This is a genomic window from Verrucosispora sp. WMMD573 (assembly GCF_027497175.1).
Lineage (GTDB): Bacteria > Actinomycetota > Actinomycetes > Mycobacteriales > Micromonosporaceae > Micromonospora.
On record NZ_CP114901.1, the window covers coordinates 3,496,961 to 3,512,315 of the forward strand.

The 15,355-nt window shown below is 71.5% G+C and carries 17 protein-coding genes; 7 read left to right on the forward strand and 10 right to left on the reverse strand.

What is annotated here, in order from left to right:
• Window positions 1-119: 119 nt before the first annotated feature.
• Complete coding sequence (locus tag O7601_RS16000) at window positions 120-275, reverse strand: hypothetical protein (protein ID WP_281561936.1); 156 nt, start codon at window positions 273-275, stop codon at window positions 120-122.
• Between the two features lie 13 nt (window positions 276-288).
• Between O7601_RS16000 and O7601_RS16005 the strand changes: the two genes are divergently transcribed.
• Window positions 289-750 (forward strand): cytidine deaminase, encoded by a 462-nt coding sequence (locus O7601_RS16005; protein WP_281561937.1) that lies wholly within the window; start codon window positions 289-291, stop codon window positions 748-750.
• 182 nt (window positions 751-932) lie between these two features.
• Here O7601_RS16005 and O7601_RS16010 read toward each other — a convergent pair whose 3' ends face one another.
• From O7601_RS16010 to trmB, 4 genes are all read right to left on the reverse strand, one after another.
• On the reverse strand, window positions 933-1,826 hold the full coding sequence (locus O7601_RS16010; protein ID WP_281561938.1) for a hypothetical protein: 894 nt from the start codon (window positions 1,824-1,826) through the stop codon (window positions 933-935).
• 249 nt (window positions 1,827-2,075) lie between these two features.
• The gene (locus tag O7601_RS16015) at window positions 2,076-2,720 is read right to left on the reverse strand and encodes a hypothetical protein (protein WP_281561939.1); all 645 of its coding nucleotides are present in this window, start codon (window positions 2,718-2,720) and stop codon (window positions 2,076-2,078) included.
• Between the two features lie 118 nt (window positions 2,721-2,838).
• On the reverse strand, window positions 2,839-5,343 hold the full coding sequence (locus O7601_RS16020) for a DEAD/DEAH box helicase (RefSeq protein ID WP_281561940.1): 2,505 nt from the start codon (window positions 5,341-5,343) through the stop codon (window positions 2,839-2,841).
• 82 nt (window positions 5,344-5,425) lie between these two features.
• Window positions 5,426-6,049 carry a tRNA (guanosine(46)-N7)-methyltransferase TrmB gene (gene trmB, locus O7601_RS16025; protein ID WP_281566939.1) on the reverse strand — a complete coding sequence of 208 codons (624 nt, stop codon included), beginning with the start codon at window positions 6,047-6,049 and terminating at the stop codon, window positions 5,426-5,428.
• Between the two features lie 221 nt (window positions 6,050-6,270).
• Here trmB and O7601_RS16030 point away from each other — a divergent pair, with 221 nt between their 5' ends.
• Both O7601_RS16030 and O7601_RS16035 read left to right on the forward strand, forming a co-directional pair.
• Window positions 6,271-6,879 carry a hypothetical protein gene (locus O7601_RS16030; RefSeq protein WP_281561941.1) on the forward strand — a complete coding sequence of 203 codons (609 nt, stop codon included), beginning with the start codon at window positions 6,271-6,273 and terminating at the stop codon, window positions 6,877-6,879.
• A gap of 235 nt (window positions 6,880-7,114) precedes the next feature.
• On the forward strand, window positions 7,115-7,723 hold the full coding sequence (locus O7601_RS16035) for a class F sortase (RefSeq protein ID WP_281566940.1): 609 nt from the start codon (window positions 7,115-7,117) through the stop codon (window positions 7,721-7,723).
• 48 nt (window positions 7,724-7,771) lie between these two features.
• Here O7601_RS16035 and O7601_RS16040 read toward each other — a convergent pair whose 3' ends face one another.
• The 3 genes from O7601_RS16040 to O7601_RS16050 all read right to left on the reverse strand — a co-directional run bounded on the left by O7601_RS16040 (window position 7,772) and on the right by O7601_RS16050 (window position 10,073).
• On the reverse strand, window positions 7,772-8,083 hold the full coding sequence (locus tag O7601_RS16040; RefSeq protein WP_281561942.1) for an antibiotic biosynthesis monooxygenase: 312 nt from the start codon (window positions 8,081-8,083) through the stop codon (window positions 7,772-7,774).
• A gap of 168 nt (window positions 8,084-8,251) precedes the next feature.
• Complete coding sequence (locus O7601_RS16045) at window positions 8,252-9,049, reverse strand: exodeoxyribonuclease III (protein ID WP_281561943.1); 798 nt, start codon at window positions 9,047-9,049, stop codon at window positions 8,252-8,254.
• A 100-nt stretch (window positions 9,050-9,149) separates the two neighbouring features.
• Window positions 9,150-10,073: a PAC2 family protein gene (locus tag O7601_RS16050; RefSeq protein WP_281561944.1), complete on the reverse strand. Its 924-nt coding sequence runs from the start codon at window positions 10,071-10,073 to the stop codon at window positions 9,150-9,152.
• 193 nt (window positions 10,074-10,266) lie between these two features.
• Here O7601_RS16050 and O7601_RS16055 point away from each other — a divergent pair, with 193 nt between their 5' ends.
• Window positions 10,267-11,031 carry an EcsC family protein gene (locus O7601_RS16055; RefSeq protein WP_281561945.1) on the forward strand — a complete coding sequence of 255 codons (765 nt, stop codon included), beginning with the start codon at window positions 10,267-10,269 and terminating at the stop codon, window positions 11,029-11,031.
• Here O7601_RS16055 and O7601_RS16060 read toward each other — a convergent pair.
• Both O7601_RS16060 and O7601_RS16065 read right to left on the reverse strand, forming a co-directional pair.
• Entirely contained in the window at window positions 11,019-11,870 is an 852-nt protein-coding gene (locus O7601_RS16060) for a GDSL-type esterase/lipase family protein (RefSeq protein ID WP_281561946.1), read from the reverse strand. The genes O7601_RS16055 and O7601_RS16060 overlap by 13 nt on opposite strands.
• A 135-nt stretch (window positions 11,871-12,005) precedes the next feature.
• Window positions 12,006-12,626, reverse strand: coding sequence for an antibiotic biosynthesis monooxygenase (locus O7601_RS16065; protein WP_281561947.1), 621 nt, complete (start codon window positions 12,624-12,626; stop codon window positions 12,006-12,008).
• A 152-nt stretch (window positions 12,627-12,778) separates the two neighbouring features.
• Between O7601_RS16065 and O7601_RS16070 the strand changes: the two genes are divergently transcribed.
• The 3 genes from O7601_RS16070 (at window position 12,779) to O7601_RS16080 (ending at window position 15,353) form a co-directional block, all read left to right on the forward strand.
• A complete protein-coding gene (locus tag O7601_RS16070; RefSeq protein WP_281561948.1) occupies window positions 12,779-13,600 on the forward strand; it encodes an NAD(P)H-binding protein in 822 nt (273 codons plus the stop codon).
• Between the two features lie 62 nt (window positions 13,601-13,662).
• Window positions 13,663-13,926, forward strand: a complete 264-nt coding sequence (locus O7601_RS16075; protein WP_281561949.1) for a DUF6343 family protein — start codon at window positions 13,663-13,665, stop codon at window positions 13,924-13,926.
• A 14-nt stretch (window positions 13,927-13,940) separates the two neighbouring features.
• Window positions 13,941-15,353 (forward strand): NADP-dependent succinic semialdehyde dehydrogenase, encoded by a 1,413-nt coding sequence (locus tag O7601_RS16080; protein WP_281561950.1) that lies wholly within the window; start codon window positions 13,941-13,943, stop codon window positions 15,351-15,353.
• Window positions 15,354-15,355: the final 2 nt, after the last annotated feature.

The following is a 15,355-nucleotide window of genomic DNA, read 5'->3' on the forward strand; positions in this document are numbered from 1 at the left end:
CCCGTGCTCGGGTCGGCTGGCCTTGGCACCTCCCTTGCTCTGAGGTGCTCTTGCCGGCCGTGCTCTTCCTGCCCTTGCTCTTCGTCACCCGGCCTTGCTCCACCCGGCCTTGCTCTTCGTCACCCGGCCTTGCTCTGCCCGGCCTTGCTCTGCCCGGCCTTGCTCTGCTTCACCCGGCGCAACGGGTGCGGCGGGTAACTGATGCGTGGGTTGAAGCAGAGCGGCAGGGGGACGTACACCTCACCGACGACGTAGACCTTCCCGACATGTCGCACAGGGCGTACCAGGGTGGGGCGGTGGCGTGGTGCCACCGCCGACGGGGAGGTCTATCGTTGGGCGCCGGGCTGGGAGCGGGACACGGGGACGTCGATGATGATGCGTGACACCGATCGGGCGCTGGTGCAGGCCGCCAGTGCGGTCGCGAAGCTGCGTTGCCGCAGTGCCACCCACACCCTCGCTACGGCGGCCCGTACCGCCGATGGTCGGGTGATTTCCGCAGTTAACGTGGTGCACGCGACGGGAGGGGCCTGCCCCGAGACGGTAGCGCTCGGCACCGCCGCCACGCAGGGCGTGGCAGAGCTGGACACCATCGTCACCGTCGGTGACCGGGGCCGAGCCCTGGTCACCCCCTGCGACGCCTGCCGCCAGGTCCTGGCCGACCGCTATCCCGCCTTACGCGTCATCGTCGGCAACCCTGACGACCCGAAGGTCGTGCCCGTCACCAACCTGACCCCCACCACCCCCCATTAGCCCGCCCCGCTCCCAGCCGTGATTCACGAGCCGTGCAGTTTCGGGGAAGATGTTGCCTCGCCGCGGGCGGAGGCAGCATCTTCCCCGAAACTGCACGGCGACTCTGGCGGCGACTGCGCGGCGACTCTGTGCGCGGCGACTTGTGGGTGGTGGCCTTGCGGCGGGGGTGTCTGTGGGCGGGGTTAGCGCGTGCGGGTACGGAGGGCTTGGCGGAGTTCGGCGAGGAAGCCGTCGAAGTCCTCGCGGAGCCGTTGGGCGGTCACGTGCAGGACGATCCAGTCCTCGCCGAGCAGGCGGTTGAGGCGTCGCCGGTCGCGATGAAGTTGCTGCGGGTCGTCGTGCCAGAGTCCGTCGTACTCGACCGCGATCTTGAGTTCCGGCCAGGCGAGGTCGACCCGGGCGACGAACCTGCCGTCGCGCTCCACCACGAACTGGGTGACGGGCCGGGGAAGACCGGCCAGCACGATCCGCACCCGCAGCCGCGATTCCTGGGCCGACTCCGCGCCCGGGTCGGCCAGCTGCGCCACCCGAAGCATGCGTCTCCAGCCTCGGGTACCGCGACGACGGTCCACCACTTCCCGCAGCTGATCAACGCGTACGAGTCGCTGGCCGAGTAGCCGGTCCACCACGACCACGGCCTCCTCGACGCTCAGCCATTGAGCCAGATCCCAGCAGGTACGCAGCGGCGTGGTGACCGGCATACCAGCGTGCGCCAGCACGTCGATCTCGGTGACCTCGCCGGTGTGCACAGCGAGACCGGCGACCGGCCCAAACCGGAGCCCGGTCGGCACGAGGATGTCGAGCGGTTCGGCATCCCCGATGAACCCGGCATTGAACAGTGCAGCGGCGCTCCGACCGGCGATCACCGCGCCGGGTGGTAGAACCCAGCGCGCCGCAGCTAGGCAACGGGTGCGGTGCGAGAGGGTGAGTTGTACGTCGGCGTACACGTCCCGGAAGACCGGGCGCCATGCGCTGCTGCGCAGCTCGCCCCGAGTCAACAGCCCACGGGCCACAACACGGGAACCACGGAAGACGCGCCCACGCAGTTGCGGTGGACGCCGAGCGGAAGTTGGCATGTCGTCCACGATGGACGAGTGTGAGCCCGCCCCGACACCCCTGTGGATAACCCGCCGCGCCGCCACACGAGGCACTGGTTGAGCAACTTCGGGGAAGGTGTCGCCTCAGCGAGTCTGGAGGCGACACCTTCCCCGAAGTTGCTCGGATCTTGACGCGACGCGACGCGACGCGACGCGACGCGACGCGACGCGACGCGACGTGACGCGACGTGGTGTGCGGGACGTGGCGGGGCGGGGGCGGGGGCGGGGTCAGGCGGCGGCGGACCAGATGGCGCGGAAGGCCGCTGCCTCGCCGGCCAGCCAGCGTTCGATCTCGTCGGGCCTGGCGTTGTCGGGCATCCGGAGGGTGCTGCCCCGGCGTACGTCGACCAGGACCGGCTCGGCGTGCGGGAGCACGGCGTCCATGTGACGGGCGGTCAGGTGCAGTGCCGCCAGCGTCGCCTCCTCGCTGGGCGGGGCCTCGTCGAAGTGCAGGCGCACCGCCTCGGCACGGCCGTCGGCGTACCGGATGCCGAAATGGGGGTTGATCTTGATGGGGAGGTCGCCGAGCATGGCCAGGGCGTCGCGGGTCTGGGCCAGGTCGACCCCGGCGGGCTCGCCGAGCGAGTGCAGCCACGCCGTCGCGCCGGGCACGAGCGACTGGTAGAGCGGACGCCACCGGGGCTTGACCACGTCGACCACCTGCGCCAGGTGGGTGCCGCCGGTGTGGAAGGCGATGTCGGCCTTGAGGGCCTTGACGAACTGGCCGTGCGGGTTGAACCCGGAGCGGCTCGCCCGCTGTCGGCGCAGGCCACCGACGAAGCTGGCCTTGGTCGGGCCGGTGCGGTCGACGTACCGGGTGAAACCGAGGAGGGTGGCGTACGGCGTGAGGGGGGCGGAGATGGGCGCGGTCACGAGCATCCTCCCAGGTCAGGAACTCGATTAGTACATACATTCTAATCGACGACCCTGACATCGCCCAGGGCACGAAAGGGGCCGCCCGGGCATCCCGGACGGCCCCTCGTAGGAAATTTCAGAGCTGGCCGACGTCGGTGATCCGGACGACGGCGGCGCCTGCCTCGTCGGAGGCGGCGAGGTCGATCTCGGCGCTGATGCCCCAGTCGTGGTCGCCCTCCGGGTCGTCCAGTATCTGCCGTACGGTCCAGCGCTCCCGACCCTGTTCGATCATCAGCAGCGCCGGGCCGCGGGCGTCCGGACCGGTCCCGATCCCGTCGTACGACTCGAAGTAGGGCTCCAACGCGTCGGCCCAGGCGTCGGCGGGCCAACCGGAGTCGGCGTCCAGCTCGCCCAGCGCGTCCCACTGCCGCAGCGCGGCCAGCTCGACCCGCCGGAACAGGGCGTTGCGCACCAGCACCCGGAACGCCCGCGGGTTGCGGGTGACCGGCGCCGGCCGGTCGTCCAGGGCGGCGGCGACCTCGGGCAGGTCGGTCGGGTTGCGCAGCCGCTCCCACTCGTCGATGAGGCTGGAGTCGACCTGGCGGACCAGCTCACCCAGCCACTCGATCAGGTCGACCAGTTCCTCGGTCTTGGCCTCCTCGGGCACCGTCTGCCGCAGCGTCTTGTACGCGTCGGCGAGGTAGCGCAGCACCAGCCCCTCCGAGCGGGACAGGCCGTAGAACTGCACGTACTCGGTGAAGGTCATCGCCCGCTCGTACATGTCCCGCACCACGGACTTGGGGGAGAGCTGGTGGTCGGCCACCCAGGGGTGGCCCCGCCGGTACATCTCGTAGGCGTTCTCCAGCAGCTCCGCGAGGGGCTTGGGCCAGGTCACCTCGTCGAGCAGTTCGAGCCGGGCCTCGTACTCGATGCCGTCGGCCTTCATCGCGGCGACCGCCTCGCCGCGGGCCTTGAACTGCTGCGCGGAGAGCACCTGACGCGGGTCGTCGAGGATCGACTCGATCACCGACAACACGTCCAGGGCGTACGACGGCGACTCGCTGTCGAGCAGCTCGATGGTGGCCAGCGCGAGCGGGGACAACGGCTGGTTGAGCGCGAAGTCGAGTTGCAGGTCGACGGTGAGCCGGACCCGCCGCCCGGTCTCGTCCGGCTCGGGCAGTTCCTCGACCACGCCGCCGGCCCGCAGCGCGCGGTAGATGGCGATGGCTCGGCGGATGTGCCGGCGCTGGGCTGCGGCGTCCTCGTGGTTGTCGGTGAGCAGGTGCCGCATGGCCACGAACGCGTCGCCGGGGCGGCCGATGACGTTGAGCAGCATCGAGTGGCTGACCTGGAAGCTGGAGGTGAGCGGTTCCGGTTCGGCCTCCACCAGACGGTCGAAGGTGGGCTTTCCCCAGCCGATGGAGCCCTCCGGGGGCTTCTTGCGTACCACCTTGCGTCGCTTCTTCGGGTCGTCGCCGGCCTTGGCGAGGGCCTTCTCGTTCTCGATGACGTGTTCGGGCGCCTGCACCACGACCCGGCCGATGGTGTCGAAGCCGGCCCGGCCGGCCCGGCCGGCGATCTGGTGGAACTCGCGGGCCTTGAGCAGCCGGGTGCGCACCCCGTCGTACTTGGAAAGGCCGGTGAACAGCACCGTGCGGATCGGCACGTTGATCCCGACGCCGAGGGTGTCCGTACCACAGATGACCTTGAGTAGCCCGGCCTGGGCGAGGGTCTCCACCAGCCGGCGGTACTTGGGCAGCATGCCCGCGTGGTGTACGCCGATGCCGTGCCGGACCAGCCGGGACAAGGTCTTGCCGAAGCCGGAGGTGAACCGGAACCCGCCGATCGCCGCCGCGATCATGTCCTTCTCGGCCCGGGTGCAGACGTTGACGCTCATCAGCGCCTGGGCGCGTTCCAGGGCGGCGGCCTGGGTGAAGTGCACCACGTACACCGGGGCCTGCTTCGTCTCCAGCAGCTCTTCCAGGGTCTCGTGCAGCGGCGTCATCGCGTACGAGAAGAGCAGCGGGACCGGCCGCTGGGCCGAGCGGACGACGGCGGTCGCCCGGCCGGTACGCCGGGTCAGGTCGTCGACGAACCGGGTGGTGTCGCCAAGCGTGGCCGACATCAGCACGAACTGGGCCTGCGGCAGCTCGATCAGCGGCACCTGCCAGGCCCAGCCCCGGTCCGGCTCGGCGTAGAAGTGGAACTCGTCCATGACCACCTGACCGACGTCGGCCCGGCTGCCCTCGCGCAGCGCCAGGTTGGCCAGGATCTCCGCGGTGCAGCAGATGATCGGGGCGTCGGCGTTGACGCTGGCGTCGCCGGTGAGCATGCCGACGTTCTCGGCACCGAAGACCTCACACAGCGCGAAGAACTTCTCCGACACCAGCGCCTTGATCGGCGCGGTGTAGAAGGTCGTCCGGTCGTCGGCCAGGGCGGCGAAGTGCGCGGCGATGGCGACCAGGCTCTTGCCCGAGCCGGTCGGCGTATTCATGATCACGTTGGCCCCGGAGACGATCTCGATGACCGCCTCCTCCTGGTGGGGGTAGAGGTCCAGGCCGCGCTCGGACGCCCAACTGGCGAACGCGTCGTAGAGGGTGTCGGGGTCGGCGGTCTTCGGCAGCGCGGCGGTGAGTGTCATGGCCGGTCCATGGTGCCTGGATCACGCGCCGTGACGCCAACCGGGCTCCGGCGGGTGGTCCAGCCCGGGACGGTGGGTCGGCTCAGCGGCGGCGGTAGATCAGGTCGGCGACCGGGCGGCCGGCGCGCAGCGCCCGCCGCTCGAACCGGGTCACCGGCCGGTACGCGGGCCGGGGAGCGTACCCGTCGTAGGCGTTGACCAGGCCCGGGTCGGCGTCCAGCGTCGCCCGCATCGCCTCGGCGTACTCCGCCCAGTCGGTGGCGCAGTGCAGCGTGCCGCCTACCGCCAGCCGGGAACGCAACCGCGCCACGTGCGTCGGCTGGATCAGCCGCCGTTTGTGGTGGCGGGACTTCGGCCACGGGTCCGGAAAGAAGACGTGCACCGCGTCCAGCGAGGCGGGCGGCAGCAGATCGAGCAACTCCATCGCGTCGCCGTCGACGATCCGGACATTGCCCAGGTCACGAAGGTGGATCAGGTCCAGCAGGTTGGCGATTCCCGGGGTGTGCACCTCGACCGCCAGATAATCTCGATCCGGGTCGGCGGCGGCCATCTCGGCGGTCGCGTCGCCCATGCCGGAACCGATCTCGACCACCAGTGGAGCCCGACGGCCGAACAGGCCGACGGGGTCGAACGGGTCGGCGTCGGCGACGCGCAGCCCGTACCGCGGCCAGAGTTGCTCCAACGCCGTCACCTGCCGGCCGCTCATCCGGCCGCGACGCGGGTGGTAGGTACGGATCGCCCGCGCCAGGTGCGGCGCGGCGACGGCGGGAGTCGGGTCGGTGGAGGTCACCACCAACCGAGCCTACGCGAGCACCGCGCAGGACCGGATGTGATGTACGCCCGGTGGTGAGACCATCATCGGTGAAAGGCAGGACCGGGTGTCCGGCAGTGCCCGGCGACCGCTCCGGCGCACCGGGAGGGGGCATCGTGTCAGCAGCGAGACGCACTCGTCGGGCGCTGTCCGCCGCTCCGCTGCGTGCCCTCGTGGCCGTCGCTGCGCTGCTCGCGATCGTCCTGGTCACCCCGCTGCTGACGGCGTCACCCGCTCGGGCCGCCGTCGTGCCGGTCGTCGTCGGGCAACCCGGCGGTGGGCAGCCTGGTCCGCCTGAGGGCGCGCCGCAGCCTGGCCCGACCGTGTTCGTGGAGGTTTCGCCGAGCATGGTGGAACCGGGCCATCTGGTCGGGCTCCGGGCCAGCTGCCACGACAACTCGGTGGGGGCCATCGTCGTCTCGGACGCGTTCGGCCGGGTCGCCGTGCAGCCGCAGCGCGGGCTGCTGACCGGGACCGCGATGGTCAAGGAGCGGGTCCTCCCCGGCAACTACCGGGTCAAGCTGGAGTGCCGGGGCGGCGAGACCGCCTCCACCATGATCCAGGTCGTACGCCAGATGAAGCCCAGCCGAGGGCCGGCGACCGGCTTCGGCGGTGGTGCCGGCAATATCACCGCCAGTCTGCTGCTCCCCGGCGGTCTGGCGCTGACCGTCACCGGGATGGTCCTCTGGGTCACCGCGACCCGCCGTCGCGGCAGTCGACGGTGAGCCCGTAGTGACCGCCGCCCGCACACCCCGCCCCGCCGGTAGTTCGCCCCGCCCCACCCACCGCCCCGACCTGTTCGTACCCGCGGCCGGCCCGCCACCGTCTCACGGTGACCGGGCTGCGGACCTCGGCTCTCGGCGGGCTCGCGCCGCAGCACCGTTCACCGATCGGCGTCGGGCACCCCGCAGCGCCGGCGGATCCGCCCGCACGACGCGCTCTGGGCGCAGCCCGTGGTCGCTGCCGCTGGCGGTGGTGCTCGTGCTGGCCGGCGTGTTCGCCACCGGCGCCGGGCTCGGGCACACCGTCGGGGGACCGCTCGACTGGACGGCCACCGGGGGAGAGGGAGGCTCCGGCGGAGCATCGACGGTGTCCGCTGGGCGTACCGCCGCGCGGCCGGTGAGCCTGTCCATTCCGTCGATCGACGTCTCGGCGCCGGTGAAGCCGGTCGGCGACGCACCGGACGGCTCGATAGCCGTGCCGCCACTCAGCCGGCACGAGGAAACCGGGTGGTACGACCGTGGGCCGGTGCCCGGAGACCCGGGGCCGGCGGTCATCGTCGGGCACGTTGACACCAAGAGCGGCCCGTCGGTCTTCTACCACCTGGGCAAGCTGAAGGTGGGTGACACCGTCGAGGTGGCCCGGGAGGACGACTCGGTGGCCGTGTTCACGGTGAACTCGGTGGAGCACTTCCCGAAGGAACAATTGCCGGCCGACCGGGTCTACGGCCACGACGGCCCGCCCGGCCTGCGGCTCATCACCTGCGGCGGCGAGTGGCTCGGCGGTGGCACCGGCTATGCCGACAACGTCATAGCCTTCGCCACCCTCACCACCACCCGCCCATCCTGACGTACCCGCCGCTACCGCTGAGGTCCGGCGACTACGAAGGGCCGTCGGTCAGGGGACCTGCTGGACGACCTCGAACTCCAGGAGGGTGGCACCGGAGGCGACGGGTGGCCGCCGCTCGGCTCCGGGCGGGGTGGCGTGGGCGGCTCGGGCGGGGCCGGCGGCCCAGTCCTGGTACGCCTGCTCGGTCTCCCAACGGGTGTAGACGAAGTAGCGGTTGTCGCCGGCCACCGGACGCAGCAGTTCGAAGCCGAGGAAACCGGGGGAGTTCTCCACCGCGCGGGCCCGGGCGGCGAACCGCTTTTCCAACTCCTCGCCGCCACCGGGCGGAACGTCGATCGCGTTGATCTTCACAACTGCCATACCCCCACCCTAACCGGGCCCAGACGAACCAACACTGCCCCGGTAGGTGTTCATGATCCCTACAACTTCCCTGATAGTGCTGCCTCGCGAGGCATTGAGGCCGCAACATCGCTGAAGTTGCACGGATCTTGAGGGCGGGGTGAGGCGTGGTCAGGCGCGGCGCGGTGCTCAGAGGGGCTCGACGGTGGGGGTCAGGTCGGCGTCGACGACTATGGGGGCGTGGTCTGAAGGACCCTTGCCCTTGCGGGCCTCCCGGTCCACGTACGCCGACCGGACCGCGCGGGCCAGCGGGGCCGAGGCGTACACCAGGTCGATGCGCATGCCTTTGTTCTGGTGGAACATGCCCGCCCGGTAGTCCCAGTAGGTGAACGGGTGCGGTCCCTTCATCGGGGTGGGCACCACGTCGGTGAGGCCGAGATCGCGCAGCGCCGCCAGAGCGGCCCGCTCGGGCGGCGTGACGTGGGTGGAGTTGACGAACAGCGCCGCATCCCACACGTCGTCGTCGGTGGGAGCCACGTTGAAGTCGCCGCACACGGCCAGCGGCGCGGGGCTGGTCAGCTCGGTGTCCAACGCGTCCCGCAGCGCCGCCAACCAGGCCAACTTGTACGCGTAGTGCGGGTCGTCGGGCGTGCGGCCGTTCGGCACGTACACCGACCAGACCCGCAGCCCGCCGCAGGTGGCCGAGATCGCGCGGGCCTCCGGGTCGGGGAAGCCGGGCTCGCCGGCGAACCCGACGGTGACATCGGCCAGACCGACCCGGGACAGGACGGCGACCCCGTTCCACCGGCCGTCGCTGTGACTGGCCACCGTGTACCCCAGCTCACCCACCTCGGTCGCCGGGAAGGCGCCGTCCGGGCACTTGGTCTCCTGAAGGCAGACCACGTCCGGGCGGGTGCCCGCCAACCAGTCGAGCAGCCGGGGCAGCCGGGCCTTCACCGAGTTCACGTTCCACGTCGCCAGGCGCATGATGCCAGCCTGCCCCATTCCCGCTGGGCCCGCTCGGCCACCGCCGGCCGACACGCGCCGAGGTCGTCGGCGCCGCCCTGGTCAGCCCGAAGGCCCCCGCTCAGCTTCCCGGGCTGTCGTTGTTCGGGCGGGTCTGCTCGGCGAGGAAACGCTCCAACTCGGCGCCGAGTTCCTCGGCCGTGGGCAGCGGACCGTTCTCCGTGGCGAGCAGGTTCTTCTCACCCCGGCCCCGGGCGTACGCGTCGTACTGCTCCTCAAGCGCCTGGACCAGGCTGGTGGCCTCGTCGCTCTGCGCGACCTGCCGGTCGATCTCCACCCGCACCACCTCGGCGGCCGAGCGCAGCCCGTCCCGGGGCAGCAGCAGCCCGGTGCTGCGGGACACCGACGCCAGCAGCACCTCGGCGGCGGCCGGATACTCGGCCTGCGCCACGTAGTGCGGCACGTGCGCGGCGAAGCCCAGCGCGTCGCGGCCCGCCTCACCGAGGCGGAACTCCAGCAGGTGGCCGACGCTGCCGGGGACCTGCACCCGTTGCAGCCACGGTTCGTAGCCGGAGATCAGGTCGCGCCGGGTGGCGTGCGCGGTCACGCCGGTCGGTCGGGTGTGCGGCACCGCCATCGGGATCGCGTTGAGCCCGACGGTGAGCCGGACGTCCAGTCGGGCGGCGAGCCCGGCGACGGCGGCGGTGAACCGTTCCCACTGAAGGTCGGGCTCCGGGCCGGTGAGCAGCAGGAAGGGGGTCTCGTCGTCGTCGTGGAGCAGGTGCAGCTCCAGCTCCGGGTCGTCGTAGCTCTCCCAGTGATCCTCGACGAAGGTCATCACCGGTCGGCGGGAGCGGTAGTCGAAGAGCTGATCCAGGTCGAACCGGGCGATCGGGCGGGACTCCAGTGATGTGAGCAGCTGTTCGCGGGCGAGCCGGCTCGCGTTACCGGCGTCGACGAAACCGGTGAGCGCCTGGATCAGGACCGGTTGACCGAGGTCGGGCAGATCGTCGTTGAGTTCGTAGAGCTCGTGTGGGTCGAGCACCGGTGCGGCCTCCCTGCATGTGCGTAACGGGGCCACCGGATTCACGGTGCCCCGATCGCCAGAACGTACCTGCCATCCTCGTGCATTCCTGCCGTGCCGGTCCGGCCGGCCCGGCCTCGCCGTGCGATCGGCCGACGGTACGCCGTTGCCCCGGCGGGGTACACATGGATGGTCGCCACCGAAAGGAGAGGTGATGAGCGATCCCGTGCCCGCCGAGGGCCAACCCGTCACCCCGGTTCCGCCGACCCCGGGCAGCCGGGTCGTCGAGGCGCCGCCGGCCACCCTGTGGGACCGGATGCGCCAGGATCCGCAGTACGCTCCGGAGCACCTCGCGCTGGAGGCGGTGCGCCGGCTCGGTCCGGAGGCCGCACAGTGGGTGCAGCGGATCCGGGCCGCGCAGCCCGGCATCGGCGCCGAGGCCCTGGCGGAGCAGGCGGTACGTCGGTTCGTCAACCAGGCCCGGCTATCCGGGGCCGTCTCCGGCGCGGCCGGACTGCCCGGTGCGGTGGTCGACGTCGGCGTGCTGGCCTGGACCCAGTCCCGCATGGTCCTGCACGTCGCCGCCGCGTACGGCGTTGACCCGACGCATCCGGACCGCGCCACCGACCTGCTGGTCCTGCAGAAGGTGCACAAGGTTGCCGCGAGCGCCCGGGTGGCGCTGGGAGTGGCGGCCGGGCGGGAACGGGCGGGTGCGCTCTTCGGCGGTGGCGGGCAGGCGCCGCTCGGCCGGGTGGTGCTGCACCTCGGCGTCCGGCTCGCCCAGATGGCCGGGGTGCGCGCGGCGAAGCGGCTCTTCGCCAAGGTGGTCCCCGGAGCGGCGATCATCCTCGGCACCTGGGCGAACTCGTCGGCCACCAAGAAGCTGGCCGAGCGTTCCCGCGCGCTCTACCGTCAGCACGGCGAGTCGCGGATCCCGTTGCCACGTCGTTCCGAGGAGACCGACGGTCAGTCGGCGTAGCCGGAGGAGCGCCAGGTCACCTCGGCGAGGCGGGACTGGCCGGCGGTATTGGGGTGGAAGTAGTCCAGCGGGTTGACCAGGTCCAGGTCGAAGCGGACCCGGTGCGCGGCCCCGCCGTCATAGCGGCATCGCGAGCCGTAGGCCCGGCAGGCCGCCCTCAGTTGACCGTTGTACGCGCTGATCCGTTCCCGGAACGCCGCGCGGCGGCTGCGATCCGCCGGTGCGGTCGACGTCGCCTCGGCCAACAGTGCCGGGCATACGCCCCGCCGCCAGGCGCGTGCCGCCCGGGGTTCGTCGTGGCCAACCTCCCAGAGCCGGTACAGGTTCGGGATGCTGACGACCAGGACGCGGGCCTTCGGTCGCCCCTCGCGTAGCACCCGCAGCCCTCGGTCGATCTCGGTTCGGAAGTCGGCCACCGGGGTCATCGCGTCGATCGTGGCCCGGCAGGCGTCGTTGGCGCCGACCAGCACCGTGACGTAGTCGGCGCGGTCGCGTACCGCCGCCTCCGCCTGGCCGGCCAACGCCGCGGCACGGGCTCCCGCCCGGGCGTGGTTGTGCGCCTTGCCGCGCAGGCCCCGGTTACGGTCGAGCAGTCGACGGTAGTGGCTGTCGACCCGCAGTCCGTCCCCGGTCGACCAGGAGTTGCGCTGGCACGAGGTGAGGACCAGACAGGAGCCGAAGCCCGTGGTGATCGAGTCACCGAGGGCGGCGACGACCCGGGGGGAGCCGGGCTGGGCCGTGCCACCCGACGGTCGCGGCGCCGCGTCCCCGCCCGCCTCGCAGGCCAACGCGACGAGCGCGAGCAGGCAGACGGCGGCGGTGGTCCAGCGTCCAGGCATGACTTCCCCAGCCTCACAGCACAGCGCGACAGCACGGTGACTCTACGCGTACGGGCCGGGTGGGGCGCGCGTTGCTGTCGGGGATGCGGCAGTGCCCTGTCGTACCCCGGGCCGGCGTGCTATGACGGCCAGCCGCTACCGGTGCCGGAGTGCCCGTCGGTCGCCACGCCAGGGCGCCCGCTGACCGTGCAGCCACCAGTGCAGCGCCCTGGTGATCCGGGGCAGCACCAGGTAGGTCATCAGCGGGGTCAGGGTGAGCGTCATGACCAGTACCCGCGCCGCGGTCGGCAGCCCGGGCAGCAACTGGCCGGTCAGCAGGGTGGCGGTCAGGCTGAGCGGGAAGAACGCCAGCCAGATGGTCACCGCCTGCTTCCAGCGCGGAGGCGACGGCGGCACCGTCGGTTCCGCGTCGAGCGGCTCGACGGCCGCCGCGCGCGGGGGGTCGAACCAGCCCTCGATGCCGGTCCGCCGCTCGACGTGGGTGTGCTCGACGATGCCCTGCGCCGACGTCAGCCACCAGTGTCGCTGCGGCGATTCCTCCCAACGGCGCAGGGTGTCCGGGTCGGCGAACCGGTACAGCATGTGCCAGTCGCCCGATCCGGGGGCGCGGCGTACCCAGCCCGCACCCAGAAAACCCGGGAACGCCTCGGCCAGCGCCGTGCCGGCCCGCATCCACGCCACCATCTCGTCGGTACGGGCGGGGTCGGCGTGTCGGGCGACGGCGACGGTCACCGGCTCGGCATGGCTCACGGTCATGGGTCCATGTTCCCCGCCGATGTCCCGATCGGCCGGGTCACGCGGGGCCGGTGTAACGCAACGCACGGCAAGTCCGTGGCGCCCGGCTCCGTGGCGCCCGATGACCTTGCTGGCCGGCCGACCTTGTCACACGCGGCTGCTCGACTGGGCGCATGACGAACCAGGACATGATTCTCGTGCTCGGCGGCACCGGCACGACCGGTCGGCGGGTGGTCCGCCGGTTGCGGGACGCCGGGCACCCGTTCCGATCCGCGTCCCGCTCGGGAGAGGCGCGCTTCGACTGGGCCGATCGGAATTCCTGGCGGCCAGTCCTTGCCGGGGTCAGCGCGATGTATCTGATGGCTCCGCACGACCGGCCGGTCGAATCCGACTTCGTCCGGCTGGCGGTGGAGCACGGGGTGAGCCGCGTGGTGCTGCTCTCCAGCCGGGCGATCGAGGCGATGGGTGACGAGCGACTGATGGCCGCGGAGGAGACGGTGCGTGCCTGCGGGGCGCAGTGGACGATCCTTCGCCCCGACTGGTTCGACCAGAATTTCGACGAGGGCTTCTTCCGGGAGTCCGTGCTCGCCGGAGAGATCGCCATGCCGGTTGGCGACGCCCGTCAGTGCTTCGTCGACGCCGACGACATCGGGGGCGTCGCGGTCGCCGCCCTCACCGGTGCCGGGCACGCCGGCCGGACGTACGAGATCACCGGCCCGGACGCGCTCTCCTTCGGCGAGGCCGCGGAGATCCTCACCGAGAAGGTCGGCCGCCCGGTACGTCATCTCGGTACGGCCGACGACTATCGGGCGATGATGCTCGCGCTCGGTGTGCCGGCCGAGCAGGTGGCGGGCGAGATCGCCGCCTTCGGGGCCCTGCGCGCCCTGGGCGACGGCCAGCCGACCGGGACGGTCCGGGAGGTGACCGGCCACGATCCGACGAGCTTCGCCGCATACGCCGCCGATGCGGCGGCCCGTGGCGCCTGGGGTTCCTGATCGGCCGGCACGGGCCGTCCCGAACGACGGTTAGCTCTGGCGGGGCGGGGTAGGTGGAGGTGATGACGAGATCACAGCCCCGGCGAGCCCGTGGCACGGTCGGTCACGCGTACAGCGCACTGAACCTGCGGCTGGCGCTGGCCAGCTTCGGGCTCGTCACCTTGACCGTTTTCGCGGTGTTGGCGTTCCGTGCCGACGTGGTCTGGTTGGGTGTCGTCTGCGCCGTCTTCGCGGTGGTTGCCGTGGTCGACCTGATCATCATTCAACGTCGTCGCGCCGCCCGCCGCCGGGAGGAGCCCGGCGCGCGGCACTCGCTGTTCGAGTGACGGGAGAAGCACTGATGACCATCGCCACCACCAATCCGGTAAACGGCCAGGTGCTCAAGACGTACGAGGCGATGTCCGACGAACAGATCGACGGCGCGATCGAGCGGACCGACCTGGCGTACCGGCAGTTGCGCGGCACCACGATCGAGCAGCGCGGGCGGTGGCTGACCGCGGCGGCCGACCTGCTGGAGGCGGAGCGGGACGAGATCGCCCGGCTGATGACCACCGAGATGGGCAAGACGCTCGCCGCCGCCAAGGCCGAGGTCATCAAGTGCGCCACCGCCTGCCGCTTCTACGCCACCCGGGCGGCCGAGTTCCTCGCCGACGAGCCCGTCGACGCCGAAGCGGTCTCGGCGACCCGGGCCTTCATCCGCTACCAGCCCATCGGCCCGGTGCTGGCCGTTATGCCGTGGAATTTTCCCCTTTGGCAGGTGATGCGTTTCGCCGCGCCGGCCCTGATGGCCGGCAACACCGGCCTGCTCAAGCACGCCTCCAACGTGCCGCAGACCGCGTTGCTGCTGGAGGACCTGTTCCGGCGGGCCGGCTTCCCGGAGGGCGCGTTCACCACGCTGCTGGTCGGCTCCGAGGCGGTGGACCGGATCCTGAGCGACCCCCGGGTACGCGCCGCCACGCTGACCGGCAGTGAGGTGGCCGGCCGGTCGATCGCGCAGATCGCCGGTCGGGAACTGAAGAAGACGGTGCTGGAGCTGGGTGGCAGCGACCCCTTCGTGGTGATGCCCTCCGCCGACGTGGACCTGGCCGCGCAGGTCGCCACCACCGCCCGCTGCCAGAACAACGGTCAGTCCTGCATCGCGGCCAAGCGCTTCATCGTGCACACCGACGTCTACGACGCCTTCGCCGAGGCGTTCGCCCATCGCATGTCGGCGCTGCGGGTGGGTGATCCGATGGACGGCGACACCGACGTCGGCCCGCTGGCCTCCGAGCGGGGGCGCGACGAGATCGACGCGCAGGTACGGGACGCGGTCGACAAGGGAGCCACGGTGCTCTGCGGCGGGGAGAAGCCGAGCGGGGAGGGCTGGTTCTACCCGCCGACGGTGGTGACGGATCTGAACCCGGGCATGCGGATGTGGGCGGAGGAGGTGTTCGGGCCGGTCGCCGGGTTGTACCGGGCCGCGTCGTACGACGAGGCGATCGAGCTGGCCAACGGCACCAGCTTCGGGCTCGGCTCGAACGCCTGGACCCGCGACCCGCAGGAGCAACAGCGGTTCGCCACCGACCTGGAGGCCGGGGCCGTCTTCATCAACGGGATGACGACGTCCTACCCCGAGCTGCCCTTCGGCGGGGTGAAGAACTCCGGCTACGGCCGGGAACTCTCCGCCCAGGGCATGCACGAGTTCTGCAACGTCAAGACGGTCTGGATGGGGGAGGGCGCCGCCACCGCCGGCGCCGGTGCCCACGCCGAGTAGCC